Below are 18,735 nucleotides of genomic sequence, written 5' to 3' on the forward strand. Positions count from 1 at the left end.
CCTTTGAAACCCGGAACCGCGCATCTGGACCCTGCGGCACAGCAGGAGTTTCTGAAACAGCTGACCTCTTACGGGGATCGCGCGCGCGAAACTCTGTTGGGGCTTTTGCCAACGGGTGAACCCCAGGCTTACCTGTATGGTCCGATACGGGATTACATCGAAACATCAGGCAAAGGACTACGGCCCGCGCTATTGCTGGCCACATGCGAAGCCTTTGGCGGCAACACCGAGGAAGCACGAGTGTCCGCAGCTGTGCTGGAGCTTTTGCACAATGCCTTTCTGATCCACGATGATATCGAAGACCAAAGCGATTTCAGGCGTGGGCGTGCATGTATGCACCAGCGGCTTGGGGTCCCTTTGGCCATAAATACAGGCGACGGGATGCAGGCGCTGGCCCTGCGGCTGTTGCGGCAAAATCTGGGGTCGCTTGGACTGGAAACCGGGATGCGTGTCGTGGACGAGTTCGACCATCTGCTACAGCAGTCCATCGAAGGTCAGGCGTTGGAGCTGGGTTGGATACGGGACAATCGGCTGAACGTGGGCGCCTCGGACTATCTGCGGATGTGTCTCAAAAAGACCTGCTGGTACAGTTTCATTCACCCCATGCGGATCGGCGCATTGATTGCACGGCCGCAGGATGTCGCCTCGGGCACACTGAATTTGGATGACTTCAACGCGTTCGGTTTCTTTCTGGGCGCGGCGTTTCAAATTCAGGATGACGTTCTCAACCTTGTTGGTTCGCAAGATAAATACGGCAAGGAAATTGGCGGCGACATCTATGAGGGCAAGCGTACGCTGATGTTGGGGCAACTTGGTCTGCACGCAGATGAGCCGGAACAGAAGCGATTGGCCGAACTGCTATCAAACCCGCGCGAAAATCGCTCAAGTCAAGATGTTGAATGGGTGCTTGAGCGTATGGATCACTATGGCAGCATCCGATTTGCGCAAGATGCGGCCAACGATCTGCTTGCTTCCGCCCGTCAGGAATTTGCGCAGGTATTTGCAGGCACCCAAGACGCACCGCGTGCATTTCTCGCGCAGTTCATGGATTACCTCGTGACACGTCAGGTCTGAGCACCTGCAACCTCAAACACCACAACGATCGAAGTCTGCTCGGTCCCGGTGCAGGCGATCCGACCATGATAAGCGCCCGGTTCCGTCAGGTCCGGTACAGTGACAACTACCGCTACATCTGTGGCCTCACCTGAGGCCAATCGAATCTGGGGCGGAATAACGTTGACGCGGTTCGCAGGCAGAATATCCCCATTCGGATTGGTCAGATCACCGGGTTCGAACTGCATTTCAACCGGCTCGTCACCTTCAGCCGCAGCAAAAGACAACAATATTGTGGCCGTATCGCCGGGATGGCAGATTTTGCGACAGGTAAAAGGCCCTTCGAGGTGTTTTTGGTTGCCGCGCTCTGTCTCAAGCACGCGGCGCGCAATATTCGAAATCGATTGCGTGTCCGGCTGCGATGCAACAGAGCTAATTACGCGCGACGGGTTTTCGTAGGGTTTACGCTCGAAATAAGGCATAACTTAATGTGCACCCGCAGCGTGGATCAGTAAATGGCAAATCCACCTACTGATCGCCGGGTTTGTTTATTTCCCTTTCCAAACCGGATCACGTTTTTCGGCAAAGGCGCGGGCACCTTCCAGTTGATCTTCACTGGCATAGAGTACGTCCACAGTGCGCAGCTGACGTTTGGTGATGTGGTTCATCGCATCCTGGAACTTGGAATCTTCCGCATCGCGCACGATCTCTTTGATTGCGGCGTAAACCAGGGGCGGTCCCGACGCCAACAAACGCGCCAGTTCCCACGCGCGGTCCATAAGTTGATCTGCGGTGACAATCTCGTTCGCCAAACCCCAGCGATTAGCTTCTTCAGCATCGAACCAGCGCCCGGTCAAAAGCAGTTCCATGGCGATGTGATAGGGAATGCGTTTTGGCAGCTTGACACTGGCTGCATCAGCCACAGTGCCTGATCGGATTTCCGGCAAAGCAAAAGTGGCGTGATCAGCGGCAAGGATCATGTCCGCTGACAGGGCCAGCTCTAGCCCGCCCCCGCACGCGATGCCGTTTACGGCTGCGATCACAGGCTTGTTCAGGTCGCGCAACTCTTGCAGACCTCCAAACCCGCCAACGCCATAATCTCCGTCCACCGCGTCACCATCAGCAGCAGCTTTCAGATCCCAGCCGGGGCAAAAGAATTTCTCGCCCGCGCCGGTCAGAATGGCCACGCGCAGGTCCGGGTCATCGCGGAACTCGGCAAAAACCTCACCCATTCTGCGGCTGGTGGCCAGATCGATGGCATTGGCCTTGGGTCGGTCTAGCGTCACTTCAAGGATCGTTCCATCACGTCGGGTTTTGATCGGGTCCAATTCTCAGGCCTTTCTTATCAAAGCATCCACAGCAACCGCCTTTTCAGGCGTGCACAGAAGCGGGTTAATCTCGACCTCGCCAAGCGCGTCGGCATTTTGTGTGACATAGGCCTGTACGGCCTGGACTGCGGCAATGATCGCATCCATATCAGCCGCAGGTTGACCGCGATAGCCTTCTAGCAAGGGTGCGATCTTCAATGTGCCAAGGGCGCTGCGGATCTCCGCAGGAGAGCTGGGCACCAACAACGAAACCGTATCGCGCAGCAGTTCGGTCAACACGCCCCCTGCCCCCAATGTCAGCACAAATCCATGCGCTGGGTCCCGAAAGACGCCAATTAAAAGTTCGGCGACAGTGCCGGTGATCATCTCTTCTATCAGAATGATTTCCGTGCCGATTTCAGCGGCAACAGCGGCAACATCTTCCGCCTGAATGCCCAACCGAACGGCGGCGTGTTCTGATTTGTGAGCAAGCCCCACGCCTTTTACAGCAAAGGGGCCGTTCATGTCCTGAGCCGCCGCGCGGGCCTCTTCCCTACCTCTGACCGAACGGTTTTGCGGGATACGTAAACCAAACTTGGCCAGCGCCTGTTTCGACTCACCTTCGGTCAGGGTTCGGGACACCTCGGCACAGCCCGGCAGCAAAACAGGCTGTACACAAGGCGCACAGATCTGACCCGCTGCGCGTGTTGCGGCCAGCGCTTCGCGCAAGCCCATAAATGGCACCACTCCGCCAGCCATCAAGTCTTGCGCGACATCCTCCGGCAGCAGTTCTGGCAATGTAGCGACAACAGCAAAACGCGCTCCAGTGTCAGCGCGCACCTTCAAAGCCGCTCGGGTCGCGCTGGCCCAGTCAGTTGGATCGGTGGTCGGGTAGTCGACAATAGAAAACGTCAAATCGATATCCGCGCCAGTCATACCTGACCATGCCCGGGCCATCGCCTCTTCATCGCGCCAGATATAGGTGTGATAGTCCAGCGGGTTATTCAACGCGACCATCGGACCGAGCGCGTCTCGCAAGCGAACCTTTTTATCATCGCTTAACATTGGGAAAGTCAGGTCAGTGCCAACCGTCATGTCTGCAATCAGGCTTGCTTCCCCGCCGGAACAGCTGATCGAAGCGATACGGCCGCCGGGAAGCGGCCCGTAGCAATGCAGAAGTTTGAGCGTTTCGAGGAAATCCGGAAGCGCAGTCAGGCGCGGGATGCCAAGCCGGTCCAACAGCGCCTGCGCGCCTGCATCACTGCCCGCCAAAGATGCCGTATGAGAGACAGTCGCTGCCTGCGCCTGTTCCGATGCACCGACCTTGAGGGCAACAAGCGGGATGCCCTTTTCATGCCCCTTGACGGCCAGCGCCTCCCACTCGCGGATGTCCTTGAAGCCTTCGATATGCAGGCCCACGGCTGTCACGCGTGGATCATCTAGCAGGGCCGCAGCAATCTGCGCCTGGCTGGTCTGAGCCATATTTCCGCAGGCCACCATATAGGCAATCGGCAAACCGCGTTTCTGCATGGTCAGATTGATCGAGATGTTCGAACTTTGCGTCAGGATCGCCACGCCTTTGTCCACCGGCGTCGCCCCGTGCTGGTCAGGCCACAGCAGGGCTCCGTCTAGCGCGTTGATGTAGCCATAGCAGTTAGGGCCAAGAATGGGCATTTCACCGGCTGCGGCGATCAGCTGCGCCTGCAAGTCCCCGCCGCTATCATCTTCAGCGACGGCTTCGGAAAAACCCGAGGCGAAGCAGACCGCCCCGCCCGCGCCCATGCTGGAGAGGACCTGAACCGCCTCAATCGTGGCGTGGCGGTTGATGCCAATGAACACCGCATCCGGGGCTTCAGGCAGGTCTTCGATGTGGCCATAAACCTTGTGTCCCGCGATCTCGTTGGCTTTGGGATGCACTGGCCAAATCTGCCCGGCATAGCCCATACGTTCGGATTGCAGAATGACCTGCTGGCACCAGGCACCACCGCCAATGACAGCGATGGTTTTGGGGCGCAGCAGCCGAGTTAGGTCTTTGTTCATGGTCAGGCGCCCAGTGGACGCAGAAGATCACGACTGATGATATGGCGCTGAATCTCACTGGTGCCGTCCCAGATGCGTTCAACGCGCGCATCGCGCCAGAACCGTTCGATCGGGAAGTCGTCCATAAGGCCCATACCACCATAGATTTGCAGCGTCGCATCCGTCACCCGCGCCAACGTTTCAGAAGCATAAAGCTTGGCCGAGGCAATTTCACGGTTCGATGGCAGGTTCTGATCCAGCCGCCAGGCGGCGGCGAGGGTCAGCCAGTCGGCGGCGTCGATCTCGGTGATCATGTCTGCGATCTGGAAGCCGATGCCCTGAAACTTTCCGATAGGCTGGCCGAACTGCTTGCGCTCGGCCGCATAGTTCAGCGCATAATCAAAGCAGCGCCGCGCGCGCCCAACCGAGAACGCCGCAACCGTCAGGCGGGTTGCGTAGAGCCATTCGTTCATCACGGCAAAACCGCCATCGACTTCGCCCAGAACCTGCGCATCCGGCAGACGGCAATTATCGAAATACAGGATATAGTTCTTGTAGCCCTTATGGCTGACCGAGTTGTACCCTTCGCGCACTTCAAAGCCCGGGGTGCCGCGATCCACCAGGAAAGTAGTGATGCGCTTTTTGGGGCCCTTGGGGGTCTCGTCCACGCCTGTTGCGATAAAGACGATGAAGAAATCCGCGTGTTCCGCGCCCGAGATGAAGTGTTTCGAACCGTTTACAACCCAGTCACCACCATCGCGCGCCGCCTGACATTTCATACCGCGCACATCCGACCCGGCATCCGGTTCGGTCATCGCCAAAGCATCCATCTTTTCGCCGCGCACGGCGGGCAGCAGATAGCGTTCGCGTTGCTCTTCGTTGCAGGCCATCAGGATGTTTTGAGGGCGTCCAAAGAAATGCGTCAGTGCCATCGAGCCTCGGCCAAGCTCGCGCTCAACAAGGGTGAAATCCAGATGGGATAAGCCCGCGCCACCGACCTCTTCAGGGAAGTTACAGGCATAAAAACCCAGATCGATGCATTTTTGTTTGATTTCGTTGCCCAGCTCCAGCGGGACCGTACCGCTGCGTTCGACGGCCTCTTCATGCGGGTAGATTTCGTTTTCAACAAAGCTGCGGACGGTCGAAACGATCATCTCTTGTTCTTCGGACAAACCAAACTGCATAGCGCGCATCCCTTGGATCAGTTGTTGACCCAAAGAACGTCATCCTCCAAGTATTCGGCATGCAGAATTGGTCGCATTTCATGCAGGATTCGAAATTTTTGCCACAGCACTACAATATTCTGCTTTTCAATGGGTTCTCGAACCATTGTCTTGCGAACATGGTCGAACCATTGCGGGCGGCGAACAACATGTCACGGCAAACGCTCTATGCATGGAGGTTCTGTTCGCTTGATGGGGCGCCCGTACGCAGTTCCAGCGGCCTAAGCGTAACCCCGGATTGCGCCCTCGAAGGTCAGAGCGGAGATGTTTTGGTGGTTATGCCATCTTACGGCTTTCTGAAACTCGATACCAGGTCGACTGCGCGGGCAATTCTGGCCGCATCAAAACGGCACCAGCAGATCGCAGGATTGGACACCGGAAGCTGGCTTCTGGCACGAGCCGGTTTGCTCGATGAATGCCAAGCGACCATTCATTGGGACGAGCTTTCGCGGTTCGAAGAAAGCTTCCCGGCCGTCGATACCGTGCGGGAGCGATTTGTGATTGATGGCAATCTGCTGACCTGTTCCGGGGCAATGGCGGCGTTCGATTTGGCCTCTGCCCTCATTCAGCGGGATCATGGCCCGCTTTTGTCCATGGAGGTAGCGCACCTGCTGATGGGCCGTAAGGGGCGCGACGCTTATGCTCTTCCGTTGAAATCCAAAGATACACTGGTCAATCGGGTACTGGACGTGATGCAGGCGCATATTGAAACGCCGCTTTCAATCGCTCAGGTTGCACGACGCATTGGATGTTCGCAAAGACGGATCGAGGCTCGCGTCCGGGCGGACCTGAAAACAACGCCGCAAGCATTGTACCGACGTCTACGCCTAACGCTTGCGCGTAATCTGGCGGAGGATACGGAACAGTCCATTGCGGAAATCGCCGGGCGTTGCGGGTATGATAACGCCAGTGCGATGACACGGGCATTCAAGGCGGAATTCGGCCAGACCCCGACCGCGTTTCGAAAAATGAACGCCTAATACGCGTTTCAATCTGCCTAGGCAGATCATGTTGGCGAGGCTGCCAATTTCGTCATCGCAAAAAGGCACCATTATCTAGGGCGACAGACGCTGGCCTGGCATACTCGTGCTGCGTTCAGCCAAGGGCAACGAAATTTCAAGCCTCCGGTTTCGGCAAGGCTCAGAGCATCGCACGAAGGCCCAACCAGAATGCAATCCAGCATAGACCCACGCTGAGAAGGATATTTCCTGCCGCCATAAGGATGGTGCGCTCGCGGTGCAGTTGCAGAGACTGGTAGGCAAAGCTGGAAAAAGTGGTGAACCCTCCGCAAAAGCCGAACACCAGGCGGCGTTCCTCGTCCGGCAGAACCTGGGGATCGCCCAGATAACCGACCCACAACCCGAGCAGCAAACAACCTGCCACATTCACGATCAGCGTCGACAGCGGTAGTTCGTGCGTGATCATGCGGTTGAGCATGTGCCGTGCGACTGCGCCCAGACCGCCGCCAAGAGCAAATGCTGCGTGTAAATAGAGATCACTCATCCGGGTGCTCTCCGGCGTGGTACTTGCGCCCGATCGCCTCACCCAAGATAGCGGCGGCAAGGCCCAAAACAACCTCAAGGGTCAGAGCTGCGACCATATAGGTGACATCTGCTTGGTGCAGCCGGTCAAGCTCGGCCACGAACGAGGAAAAAGTCGACAACCCGCCGCAAAAGCCAACCGCGCCCAGGTGGATGACATGGGCATGAACCCTGTGCCGCACCGCATAAAGCCAGCCGATGAACAGACAGGCCGCGATGTTGATTCCGAAGGTCGCAGTCACGAAGGGCACACCGGGTATCTCAAGCGACAGCACTTCGCGCAGCAAGGACCCAAGCGCGCCGCCGACAAAGACGGCGAGGTACATGAGTGTTCTCTGCAAGCCCTTGGCCCCCTGATCAGAATCGTATTCTTCGATCTATTTCCATACAGGCTTGGGTGGTAAAACGCCAATGATCGAGCCGTCGGTACTTCAGAACCGTTGGGCCGATGCACGCTCCCAATCGCTTGCAAATCCCGCAGGGACACTGTCTGCCAGCAACCCACCTTCCGGAAGCCGTTCATAAAGGTCCGCGTATGTAAGCTCTTTTTCGTCCGTTGAGCGGCGCAGAATGTCCGAAGGGTGCAACTCCGTGACCTTTTCATAGCCCATTGCACCCAGAATTTCGCGGAAGCTTTCCAGCGTCGCATCATGATAGCGATGCACCCTCTGACGTTTTTGAGGTACATTCACAGCCTTGGCGCGTTCCTGATCCTGAGTGGCGATGCCCGTAGGACAGCGGTTGGTGTTGCAATGCAGCGACTGGATGCAGCCCACGGCAAACAACATAGCGCGGGCTGAGTTGCACATATCAGCGCCCAAGGCGAGTTTCTCGATAACGTCATAGCCCGTCGCCACCTTGCCCGAACAAATGATGCGGACCTTGTCGCGCACGCCGATGCCACGCAAGCAATTGTCGACAAAGATCAACCCTTCGTTCAGGGGCATCCCCAGCCTGTTGGAGTATTCCACTGGTGCAGCACCGGTACCACCCTCAGCTCCATCCACGGTAATGAAATCGGGCAAAATCCCGGTATCCAGCATTGCCTTGCAGATACTCATGAACTCGGACCGTTTACCGATGCACAGCTTGAAACCCACTGGCTTGCCGTCCGACATCTCACGCAGATGTTGCACAAACTCCATCAGCCCGGTGGGGGTCTCAAAGGCCGCATGTGCAGGAGGTGAGATCACGTCTCTATGGGGTTCAACACCGCGAATTTCAGCGATTTCTTCATCAACCTTAACCGCAGGCAGCACGCCGCCATGAGCGGGTTTTGCGCCCTGGCTCAGCTTGATCTCAATGGCCTTGACCACGTCCTTTCCGGCTCTTTCGGCAAACTTGTCCTTGTCGAACCCACCTTCGGGGGTGCGACAGCCGAAATAGCCGGTACCGATCTGCCAAATGAGATCACCGCCTTCCGCCAGATGATGCGGGCTTATCCCTCCTTCACCGGTGTTGTGGGCAAAGCCACCGTCCTTGGCCCCACCATTCAAAGCCCGGATCGCGGTATGGCTCAACGCTCCGAAGCTCATCGCTGAAACGTTCAGGCGCGACGCATCGTAAGGCTGAGAGCATAGAGGACCACCCAGCGTAACACGCTTCTCGCTTTCCCCCACCTCTTTCGGCACCAACGAATGATTGGTGCGGTGATAGCCCACCTGCGTGATGTCGTACTGGGTGCCAAACGCCTGTGTATCCTGTTGACCCTTGGCACGGGCATAGACCAGACTGCGCGTAATCCGGTTGAAGGGCCGTCCGCTTTCGTTTGTTTCAACAAAATACTGGCGTATTTCTGGGCTGACGAATTCCAGCATGTAACGAAAATGGCCCAGAACCGGATAGTTATTAAGCACATTGTGTTTGGTCGTCATCAGGTCATAAGCCCCGATCGCGATATAGGGCAGCACGATCACCAACAGCCACAGCGCTGGGGTCCAGAACCAGCCAAGCAACAAGGTCAATGGTAGACCAAAAAAGGCCACCGCGTAGTAAATATTGCGTACAATCATGCGTCCGATCTCCGGTTACTAGCTTGGATTGGCACCTGCACTAAAGCTGCGCCTTGAGTTCTTTGACCCAGTTGTCCCACTGCGCGTGGTCGCCCTTGGCCAGAAGGATGCCCTCTTTCAGTTTGGATATGCCAAATCCCCAGGCCATCTTTGTGTCCACATGAGGTGGCATGACCAACTCACCCGGCGTGACCATGGCGTCGATGATGAACGGCTTGGTGCTGGCTTTGGCCTGTGCCACGGCTTCTTTGATGTCAGCGGCATGTTCCACGCGCACGCCATCACCACCGCAGACCTTGGCGTATTCGGCAAAATCCGGGTTCACCAGATCCGTTGCCATAGGGTTCACAGCATAGCCCGCGACCTCCATCTCCATCTTCACGAAACCCAGTGTCTGGTTGTTGAACACAATCACCTTGATCGGCCAGTGGTAGCGCACGGCGGTCACGAAATCCTGCATGGACATACCAAAGCCGCCGTCGCCACAGAACGTCCAGACCTCACGCGAGGGATCCAGCGCAGCCGCGCCGAGCGCCGAAGGCAAGCCAGAGCCCAGAGAGGAATGGTTGAATGATCCCACCATACGCCGCCCACCCTTCATTCGGGTCTGCCGCGCCACCCAGACAGTGCATTCACCTATGTCCATCGCAAAAACCGCATCTTCTGCGGCCTGATTGGATATCTCGCGGGCGAATAACTGCGGGTGCAGCGGTTCGCTGGCACGTTCAAGGCTGGCCTCTTTGTCCTGTTGCGCCAGCCACTTGTTGCACAGTTTGACCTGATGATCAGCGAAGCTTCGGTCTTCTTTTTCGGCTATTTGAGGCAGCAGCCGGTCCAGCGTTGCACCGACATCCCCCAACAAGCCCGATGCGATAGGCGCACGGCGACCCAGATTTTCAACGCTGCGGTCGATCTGCACGATCTTGGCCGCTTCTGGCAGGAACCATTCATAGGGAAAGTCGGTGCCCAGCATCACAAGCACATCGCAATCGCGTACCGCATGATAACCACCGGGGTTGCCGATGAGACCAGTCATACCAACCACATTCGGGTCATCGTAGTCGAAGATGTCCTTGCCCTTCAACGTATGCGCAAGCGGAGCGTTGAGCTTTTGCGAAAGGGCCAAAACCTGATCTTTGGCCTCGCGGCAACCTACACCGGCAAAAAGCGCCACCTTCTTGCCTGCGTTTATGATCTGCGCAGCACGGGCAATCTCAGCTTCGGGTGGGATCAGGGTAGAGGGCTGTTTCAAAAGCGGGTGGAACTGGTGCAGGCTGGGCACCTTTTGTTCGGATACATCGATGGGCAGTTCAATCCGCACCACCTCGCGGTTGATGAGCGCACGTTGCACGGCGATCTGGGCAAGACGCGGCATCTGATCCGGCGTGTGGATCACCGCCTGATAGTCGCACACATCATCAAATGCCTTTTCCAGGTTCACTTCCTGATGATAGCCAGTGCCGCGCTCGCGATGGGCGACTTGGCCAGTGATCGCCACCACGCCCGCGCCTTCGCGTTTGGCATTGTAGAGCCCGTTGATCAGATGCAAAGCACCGGGACCAACCGTGCCGGCACAAATGCCGATACCACCGGTCAGATGCGACTGCGCATAAGCCGCGTAGGCTGCGTTTTCTTCATGCCGCAAACCCTTCCATTCAAAACGGTCGTCCCCGCGCATGGCTTCGAGAAACGGGTTGAGCGCATCGCCAACCACGCCAAAGATCTGGCAACCACCTGCATCCGACAAAATGTCCAGCAGGACCTCACACACGTTTTTCGCCATGTCTCTCTTCTCTCGTTTCGAGCAAATTCAACAAGATGTAGCCAACATCCTGTCCGCCTTTAATTCAATAGCCATCCTAAAAATCAAAGTCGCTTCACCGACTTTTCAAATCACACAAGGGTCAATTGGATGTGACGGACACAAACACAGTATGATCCTATAGGCTTGTGGATTGCCACAGGTTCCAAGTGTTTTTGACAATAAACCAGCCGGGGCAGGCGAATGCAGTTACTAAGCTGCACATAACCTCAAACAAAACACGTTGCGGTTCAGGAGTTGAAACCGCAACGCGTGCTTGAAAAGCTATCGGCAGTGTATTGGGTTATTCCCGACCCACAGCTTGACCATCTTCATCAAAAAAATGCAGCTTGCTGGTCGGAAAATGCAAACCGATATGTGCGCCCGGTTTGAGGTCCGTGTCTCCATTCAAACGCACAGTGACGTTTTCTTCAGCACCGACATCGACGATCAGGAACGTATCAGCACCCAGGTATTCGATCACCTCGATCACACCGTCCGTCTGGCCCTCGCCCGCTGCAACCACTTCAATGTGTTCAGGACGAACACCCAATCGGTTGGCTTCGCCGGAAAACGCAAATTGGCCCCCTCTGCCGTGTGCCAGCGTATAACTGCCGCCTTGAGCGGAACAGGTCAACACGTTCATTTTCGGGCTTCCAATGAACTGCGCCACAAACAGATTGGCCGGACGTTCATAGAGCTCGCGGGGCGTACCGACCTGCGCGATCTTGCCGTATTCCAGAACCACGATCCGGTCGGCCAGCGTCATGGCTTCGACCTGATCATGGGTCACATAGATCATCGTGCGCTTGAGGCTTTGGTGCAGCTTGGCGATCTCGTATCGCATCTCAACGCGCAGCGCCGCATCAAGGTTCGAAAGCGGCTCGTCGAACAAAAAGGCCGTCGGGTCGCGCACGATGGATCGGCCGATGGCCACACGCTGGCGCTGCCCGCCTGACAAGTCTTTGGGTCGGCGTTCCAGAAACGGCCCGAGTTTCAGAACCTCAGCCGCTTTGTTGACCTGTTCTGCGATTTCAGCCTTTGGCACCCCGGCCACTTTCAGCGAGAACCCCATATTTTCAGCAACAGTCAGATGCGGATACAGCGCATAAGACTGAAACACCATCGTCAGGCCGCGTTTCGAAGGCGGATGATCGGTGACGTCATTGTCGTTTATCAGAAGCGATCCGCGCGAAATATCCTCAAGCCCGCCGATCATGCGAAGCAGAGTGGATTTTCCGCAGCCCGACGGACCGACAAAGACAATGAACTCGCCTTCTTCAATCTTGAGGTCCACACCTTTGATGACCTGGGCGGACCCAAACCATTTTTCGACGGACTTCAGTTCGATGCTGCCCATTAGCTCCTCCCTGCCCAGTGTAGCCAGACCGCGGCTGTCCAGGTGAAGGCAGTGCCGCCAGCAGCGCTGCCTGTGTTGGGGTCAAAATACTCGGCGAAGCCGTAGGTCGAAATCAGCTTTGCTGTTTTCAGGCGCAGGTCTTCTGCCTGCCGCGTGTGTCCCATATCAGCCAGACCGAACCCAATCATCATGTTCATGATCGCCCAGGTCGGACCACGCCAATAGCGGCGCGCATCAAAATTCGGCATCGACGTATCATAGCTTGGAACCGGATAAGGAACGGTGTCCAACACAGCATTCAAACGCTTAAGCATCTGTTCCGACTCGATGCCTGCGTACCAGCACATATATGAAGCGTTCGAGATGCTGCCGGCCCATTCATCTGTACGAACGTCACGGGAATCGAAACTACCCAGATCCTCATTCCACAAGGATCGCGCACCATTTTCGAGCCTCTCAACATCCGAATGCAACCCTTCGGCGTCGACGCCTAGCTGGTCGCTGATCGCCAGCAGATCCCGCGCAGCGCGCAAGGTCGTGAATGTCATTGTCGGGTCGGCAACCCGAAACGGGTTTTTCTCCAACAGAGCCTGTTGGTTCCATCCGGCCTCTCGGCCAATCTGGACCAGTTTGATGTAACGATCATAGTCAAACTTGGTAGGGCGATCGTCGCTGTTCACATGCGCGATGTCCCTGCGCTGGTATTCCCCCACGTCAGAGGCGTCCATGCGCGCCATGGATTTATCCCAGTCAGGGGCATTGTCGCGACCTGCCTCCCAAGGGTGCGTCGTACAGACAGCGTCCTTTTCATCAAGCCGCCATTTCATGATCCAACGATGCCAGGCCAAAAGCTTTGGAAAGAGGACACGCAGGCGCTGGTCGCCCACCTTTTTGTCCTGCTCCCAAATTTTCCGAACCATCGTTGCTGCGATGGGTGGCTGAATAATACCCGACGACGGGATCGGGCCGTTGCAACCCCATACATCTGGGCCCGGAAAATACCCGTCGTCTTGCTTGTGGAACAGGATATGCGGCACCATGCCGTCCGCCCATTGGCCCGAGAAAAGCGTCTCTACTTCTGTCCAGGCGCGGTCGATGTCGAATTCGGCAAAGCCCACGGCGGCAATCGCGCTGTCCCAGTTCCACTGATAAGGATACAGCCCCTCGGTCGGGATTGTGTAACCCCCGCGATCATTGGCAATCAGGATATTGCGCGCTTCGCGGTTGTGGTTCGTATGTTGATTCATTTCTGTCATCCTTTGACGGACCCCGCAGTCAGGCCTTTGGTCATGAAACGTTCAAGCCCCAGGAACAACGCCATGATCGGCAAAGTGGCGATTACCGCGCCAGCCATGAGATGTTGTCGGGGAATTTCCGAGGAGTTCAGCATCGTGACGCCTCGGGTCAGGGTAAATTTCGACGGATCGTCCAGCAGCATGAAGGCAAGCAAGAATTCATTCCAGGCGATCATAAAGACATAGAGCGAGACCGAGGCCAGCGCAGGCAGGCTGAGCGGCAGGGTGATCTTCCAAATCACGGCCAGACGCGACAGACCATCCATCAGACCAGCCTCTTCCACTTCGGTGGGCAGACCACGGAAATAGCCTTGCAGCATGTAAAGCGCGACGGGGATCGTCGTGACCGGGTAGATCATGACAATGCCGAGGATCGAGTTCCGTAGGCCCGTAAGCGAAAACGCGATATAAATCGGCAGCGCCAGAACGATCATCGGAACCATGTAGATCAGCAGGATCGACCGCGAAAACGCCTTTTGCCCTTTGAACCGGAACCGCGCCACCGCGTAGGCACCGGGGACACTGAACAGCAACGTGATGAATACTGTCAGGACCGAGACGTAGAAGGACGTCCAGAGATAAGTGCCGAAATTGAAGTCGCGGAACAGCTCGGTATAGCTGCGGAACAGTGCAGTGCCCTGGCTCAGATCAACGGAAAAATCCAGCGGGTTCTGCAATAGCGCCTGCTGAGATTTCAGGCTGGTCATCACCATCACATAGAAGGGGATGACGACAATTGCCGTGAAAAAGATGTACCCGAATCCGGTGCAAAAGCGGATCACCGCATCTTCGAATTCATGGCGTGTCAGTTCGGTGAAGGGCAGTTCCTTAAGGATCTCGGCCAATGACAGGTGCATGACAACCGCAACAGCGATGACAGTAGTTAGGCTTGCCTGCAGCGTCGTATCCGGACCAATCAGAACGGGACCCAAACCGCTTAGGCAAGACAAACCCAGCAGCACAGAGATCGCCAAACGCGCCGGAGCATGACGCGCCGGAAACGCAACATAGGTAAGACCTGCCACCGCGCCCCAGATCAGGCTCAACCCCACCTGCGGGCGAAACGCTGCGCCCGTGGCGAAGGACATGGTGACGGAAACGGTGGTTGAAATGATGACCAACCAGAGTGCGCCCAGAACCGGGCCAGTGATGAAACCTTTGCGCATCACAAACCCTCCTCACGGCTGATGAAGCGGAAGAAGACAAAGCTGAAGGCGATCAGGCACAGCAGGATGACCACGGCCACCGCCGCGCCTGCCCCGATGTTTGAGATCGCAAACGCCTGCTCATAGACATTCACAGTCAGTGTGCGGGTACCCGCATTACCACCGGTCAGCAGGAAAATGTCGTCGAACTTGTTGAACGTCCAGATAAAGCGCAGAAGGAACAGTACCGACAGGATGCCCAACAATTGCGGGATGCTCAGCAACCAGAACTTCTGGAAGGGCGACGCTCCATCCATATCAGCGGCTTCATACATGCTGCTATCAATGGATTGCATCCGCGCCAGAATGAACAGGAAAGACAGCGGGAAATAGCGCCAGATTTCGAACACCGTGACCATGATCAGTGCCAGAGGGCGTTCGCCGAAAAAGTTGATCGGCGCACTGGTCAGACCCATCTGGATCAAGAGCGCATTGGCTGAACCCGAAAACGGATCAAACAGCGTGACCCAGGTAAAGGCCACCGCAATGACAGGAGCGACATAGGGAAACAAGTAAAGGCCCCGGATGACCCCCTGCCCTTTGAAGCTCTTGTTCAGCAAAAGCGCTGCAAACAGGCCCATAACCAAGGCGCCAATGGTCCCGAACACCGTGTAAAACAACGTTACCCAAAGCACGCCCCAGAACTCAGCTCCGTCAAAGACGCGAGCATAGTTTTCGAGGCTGAATTCAAAGTTGGTCAGAACGTTCGGTCCACTACCAGTCAAACGCGGTTCTGACGCTTCGACCACGTCTTCAAAGGCATCGGGATCGCCGTCGACGGCAACAGGAATGCGGATACGCTCACGCTGGCCCCCTTCCAGAGTGCCGAAGTCACAAAACAGGTCCTGCCCGTCCAAAACGCAGGGGGCGGCAACGTCCCCCGCAACGACACCGTCGGGCAGAACGTCACTAAGGGTGACGCCGTCGATTGCGATCTCCTGACTGGAGTTGCGCAGACGGTATTCAATCCGCAGATCGTCGCCCGATCCGCGCAGGCTTTCACGCACAACCGGTGCGGGTGGGCGGAGATCGGACAGGGTAAATGGCTTGAAGCTGATCCAGAAGATTGCCAGCAAAGGCAAGATCACCACAAGCGATACGCTGATCACGGTCGGAGCCAGCAGCGTCCAGGCCAGACGCGCCTCGCGTTTGGCTAACGCCCCGGTTCCGGTCGGTGGGGTGGCCGAAGTCATGGGGTACCTCGAAGGGTTAAGTGCAGCGGCGCGCACGCCGCTGCAGATGCCACTTGATTACTGAACCTTCGCCAGTTCTTCGTTCATGGCTGCAACCGCTGCGGCTGCGTCGATCTCGTCATCAATGTACTGACGTACAACACGATTGATGGCCTGAGAGTTGATCATTTTCGACGCCAGCGCCAATTGACCCTCGGCTACGCCCCAACGCTGCGCCACGTCCAGACCACCGACGATCTCATCGATCATCGCCTGTTCATACAACTCGCCCAGAGGGGCCTTACGGTCGACACCGACAGGCAGTTCCGCCCAGGCTTCAGAGAATGCAGTCGGATTGTCTGCATTACCACGACGCACGGGGAACTTACCCTCAGGCGCAATGGCCAGCGTCTGGGTATAGCCGTCATCCATGGCAAACCTTACGAATTCCATGGCCGCGTCGGTGTCCGCATCATTGGTGATACCGAAATACCGCACGTCGCCCCAGGCCGCGCCATCGGGGTTCGACGGGCCCGACAATTTGGTCACGATACCGGTCTTGCTGGCCAGATCGCGCGATGTCGGGTCGTCGTTGATGGTCGGAGGGGCGCTGTCCCGCAGACCGGCCAGTTCATCAAGAATGAAAGGCGACCAGATGATCATCGCGGCTTTACCGTCGAAATACAGCTCACGCGATTGCTTCCAGAAAAGTTCACCCGGAGGCGAGGCTTTGGAAATGGCCTTGTAGAAATCCAAAACCTCGGTGGTCTTGGCCTCATCAAGCGGCTGGAAGCCATCGGGGCCAACCGGGCTGACGCCGTTTGCCAGGAATACATGCTCCAGCACCTGGCTCATGAAGTTCTCGTCAACTTTTGTGGCCGAGACAAAGCCATACATTTCTGGCGGGTTGTGCAGCGCCTCAAGTGCGGCCTGAATATCTGCAAAACTGTCAGGCGCTTCCAGACCGGCCTCTTCAAAAAGGTCCTTCCGGTACACAACCATTTGCGTCCAGCCGTCCACCGGAACCGAGGCGGTTTCACCATTGAACGCCGCCATGCCCAAAGCACCCGGAGCGAAAGTATCAGCGCCCAGTTCTTCGATCACTTCGGTCGCAGCTTCGGTGTCCAGAATGCCAGCTTCGGCCCACGGCAGGGCGTACTGCAACGGGTGGTAGACCACATCTGGCAAGTCACCTGCGGCAAAGGCTGCGGTTGCGCGGGTGCCCAAATCTGTTTCTGTGACAGGGATCACCTCAACGGTTGTTCCGGTCTCAGCCTTGAACTGGTCGGCCATTTCCTGTTGTTTCGCCAGACGCTCGGGCTGCTCTTCGGTCGTCCAGAAACGGATCGTGTCCGCCTGTACCGACATTGCCGTCAGCGCCATTGCCAACGAAGAGCCGAGCATCAGCTTGGCTGCTTTTGGTGTAAGTTTCATGGTCGGTTTCCTCCCCGATTGTCTTCCATGGATCGTTTGATTTTTTTCGCCAACTCGTTCGACGTCAGCAGCGGCGGTCCGTCAGAGTCGCGTTCAATCAGCACCGCCTGACTGAGCTCGCGCAAAGTTGCGGGCTCTTCTCCTCGGGTCTGACGTATCAGCATCGTAGCAAGGCGTTCACCTGCCCGTTTAGAGTCGACGCTGAACGTCGTTAGCCCGGGGCTGGCGTATTGGCATTCCGGGACCCCGTCATATCCAAGAACCGAGACATCGCGCCCGATCTCAAGGCCAAATTCTGCGCAGACAGAGTAGCTTCCCAGTGCCGCTTGGTCTGTCGCAAATACAATCGCGGTCGGCGGGACAGGAAGACGCAATAAAGCGCGCGCTTCAGCGGCCCCTTCTTCGCGGGTGCGGGCCCCTTCGCGTATCAATTCGGGATCAACTGGCAATCCTGCGTCCCTAAGCCCGTCGACATAGCCATCCCGACGCAGGTGGCTGTAGTTGAACTTTGGATCACTGCCGACAAACCCGATACGGCTGTGACCAAATCGGACCAGACGTTCGACCGCGTCGCTCATGGCTGTTTCGCCGGAAATATCAAACCACGACGTATCGTCCTGAAACCCGACCTGACCATAGCCAGTCCGCCCATAAAGGATGAACGGCACCTGCAAGTCCTTCAGGTATCCAACGCGCGCATCATCGACTTCGGTTCGCGGCAGTATAAATCCGTCGGCCTTACGTTCTTCAACCAAACGGCCCAGCATGTTCAGCATGTCCTGTTTCGACTTCGCGGTCGAAATTGTCATCGTCCAGTCAGACGCACTGGCAGCTTCACAAGCCCCTGCCAGAAAGTCTTGGAAAAACGGATTGTGCCGATCCGGTTCTTCACTGTTGATGACCATTGCAATGGCACGCACGCGCCCCGTTCGGATGGCCTGAGCGTGGCTGAGCGGGCGATACCCCATCTTGCGCGCCGTCACCTCAACCCGCTTTCGCGTTGATTCTGAGATGTCGGAATACCCATTCAATGCCCGCGACACCGTGCTTTTCGAAAGGCCGAGTTGATCGGCCAGTTCATCAAGCTTCACCCGTCCAGTCGCCGAGGCGCGCCGGGATCGGATTTGTCGCTGTCGCGTGTTGAGATTCGCTGTCATTCCATCATTTTGCGTTTCCGAAACCGGTTTCGGCAATGGAAAAGTCCAATTTTTGTGCGTATTGTAAATTTCTGGTTTCACAAGCCGGGATACTTATGCTTCGGCATCAAATCTGAGGTCACCGCACTGATTGTCAGACAGTGACACTGATCACCT

At 56.7% G+C, this 18,735-nt stretch carries 16 protein-coding genes; 2 read left to right on the forward strand and 14 right to left on the reverse strand.

The window, feature by feature from the left end:
* The first annotated feature begins 3 nt into the window (after positions 1 to 3).
* Positions 4 to 1,074 carry a polyprenyl synthetase family protein gene (locus GS630_RS02600; protein ID WP_216599825.1) on the forward strand — a complete coding sequence of 357 codons (1,071 nt, stop codon included), beginning with the start codon at positions 4 to 6 and terminating at the stop codon, positions 1,072 to 1,074.
* On the opposite strand, the gene GS630_RS02605 is transcribed toward GS630_RS02600, so the two are convergent.
* The 4 genes from GS630_RS02605 to GS630_RS02620 form a co-directional block, all read right to left on the reverse strand.
* On the reverse strand, positions 1,065 to 1,535 hold the full coding sequence (locus GS630_RS02605; RefSeq protein ID WP_171621094.1) for a hypothetical protein: 471 nt from the start codon (positions 1,533 to 1,535) through the stop codon (positions 1,065 to 1,067). The two genes, GS630_RS02600 and GS630_RS02605, sit on opposite strands and share 10 nt — an antisense overlap.
* Before the next feature lie 66 nt (positions 1,536 to 1,601).
* Positions 1,602 to 2,381 (reverse strand): carnitinyl-CoA dehydratase, encoded by a 780-nt coding sequence (locus GS630_RS02610; protein ID WP_171621095.1) that lies wholly within the window; start codon positions 2,379 to 2,381, stop codon positions 1,602 to 1,604.
* A gap of 3 nt (positions 2,382 to 2,384) precedes the next feature.
* On the reverse strand, positions 2,385 to 4,400 hold the full coding sequence (locus GS630_RS02615) for an acetate--CoA ligase family protein (RefSeq protein ID WP_171177224.1): 2,016 nt from the start codon (positions 4,398 to 4,400) through the stop codon (positions 2,385 to 2,387).
* Positions 4,401 to 4,402: 2 nt separating this feature from the next.
* Positions 4,403 to 5,563 carry an acyl-CoA dehydrogenase family protein gene (locus tag GS630_RS02620; protein WP_171621096.1) on the reverse strand — a complete coding sequence of 387 codons (1,161 nt, stop codon included), beginning with the start codon at positions 5,561 to 5,563 and terminating at the stop codon, positions 4,403 to 4,405.
* An 80-nt stretch (positions 5,564 to 5,643) separates the two neighbouring features.
* Between GS630_RS02620 and GS630_RS02625 the strand changes: the two genes are divergently transcribed.
* Complete coding sequence (locus GS630_RS02625; protein ID WP_171727710.1) at positions 5,644 to 6,582, forward strand: GlxA family transcriptional regulator; 939 nt, start codon at positions 5,644 to 5,646, stop codon at positions 6,580 to 6,582.
* Positions 6,583 to 6,742: 160 nt separating this feature from the next.
* On the opposite strand, the gene crcB is transcribed toward GS630_RS02625, so the two are convergent.
* From crcB to GS630_RS02675, 10 genes are all read right to left on the reverse strand, one after another.
* Positions 6,743 to 7,105, reverse strand: a complete 363-nt coding sequence (gene crcB, locus GS630_RS02630) for a fluoride efflux transporter CrcB (RefSeq protein ID WP_171621098.1) — start codon at positions 7,103 to 7,105, stop codon at positions 6,743 to 6,745.
* Positions 7,098 to 7,484 (reverse strand): CrcB family protein, encoded by a 387-nt coding sequence (locus tag GS630_RS02635; protein ID WP_253285929.1) that lies wholly within the window; start codon positions 7,482 to 7,484, stop codon positions 7,098 to 7,100. Before GS630_RS02635 ends, crcB begins: the two co-directional genes overlap by 8 nt.
* 90 nt (positions 7,485 to 7,574) lie before the next feature.
* Positions 7,575 to 9,155 (reverse strand): FMN-binding glutamate synthase family protein, encoded by a 1,581-nt coding sequence (locus GS630_RS02640; RefSeq protein ID WP_171177235.1) that lies wholly within the window; start codon positions 9,153 to 9,155, stop codon positions 7,575 to 7,577.
* 40 nt (positions 9,156 to 9,195) lie between these two features.
* Positions 9,196 to 10,938 carry a thiamine pyrophosphate-dependent enzyme gene (locus GS630_RS02645; protein ID WP_171621099.1) on the reverse strand — a complete coding sequence of 581 codons (1,743 nt, stop codon included), beginning with the start codon at positions 10,936 to 10,938 and terminating at the stop codon, positions 9,196 to 9,198.
* A 322-nt stretch (positions 10,939 to 11,260) separates the two neighbouring features.
* Positions 11,261 to 12,316, reverse strand: a complete 1,056-nt coding sequence (locus tag GS630_RS02650) for an ABC transporter ATP-binding protein (protein WP_171177238.1) — start codon at positions 12,314 to 12,316, stop codon at positions 11,261 to 11,263.
* On the reverse strand, positions 12,316 to 13,563 hold the full coding sequence (locus tag GS630_RS02655; protein WP_371809091.1) for a hypothetical protein: 1,248 nt from the start codon (positions 13,561 to 13,563) through the stop codon (positions 12,316 to 12,318). Before GS630_RS02655 ends, GS630_RS02650 begins: the two co-directional genes overlap by 1 nt.
* Before the next feature lie 5 nt (positions 13,564 to 13,568).
* Complete coding sequence (locus tag GS630_RS02660; RefSeq protein ID WP_171177242.1) at positions 13,569 to 14,777, reverse strand: carbohydrate ABC transporter permease; 1,209 nt, start codon at positions 14,775 to 14,777, stop codon at positions 13,569 to 13,571.
* Positions 14,777 to 16,009: a carbohydrate ABC transporter permease gene (locus tag GS630_RS02665; RefSeq protein WP_171177243.1), complete on the reverse strand. Its 1,233-nt coding sequence runs from the start codon at positions 16,007 to 16,009 to the stop codon at positions 14,777 to 14,779. Before GS630_RS02665 ends, GS630_RS02660 begins: the two co-directional genes overlap by 1 nt.
* A gap of 57 nt (positions 16,010 to 16,066) precedes the next feature.
* The gene (locus tag GS630_RS02670) at positions 16,067 to 17,422 is read right to left on the reverse strand and encodes an ABC transporter substrate-binding protein (protein ID WP_171621101.1); all 1,356 of its coding nucleotides are present in this window, start codon (positions 17,420 to 17,422) and stop codon (positions 16,067 to 16,069) included.
* Positions 17,419 to 18,579: a LacI family DNA-binding transcriptional regulator gene (locus GS630_RS02675; RefSeq protein ID WP_171621102.1), complete on the reverse strand. Its 1,161-nt coding sequence runs from the start codon at positions 18,577 to 18,579 to the stop codon at positions 17,419 to 17,421. Before GS630_RS02675 ends, GS630_RS02670 begins: the two co-directional genes overlap by 4 nt.
* Positions 18,580 to 18,735 lie beyond the last annotated feature (156 nt).

Source organism: Ruegeria sp. HKCCD7303 (assembly GCF_013111185.1).
Taxonomy (GTDB): Bacteria; Pseudomonadota; Alphaproteobacteria; order Rhodobacterales; family Rhodobacteraceae; genus Ruegeria.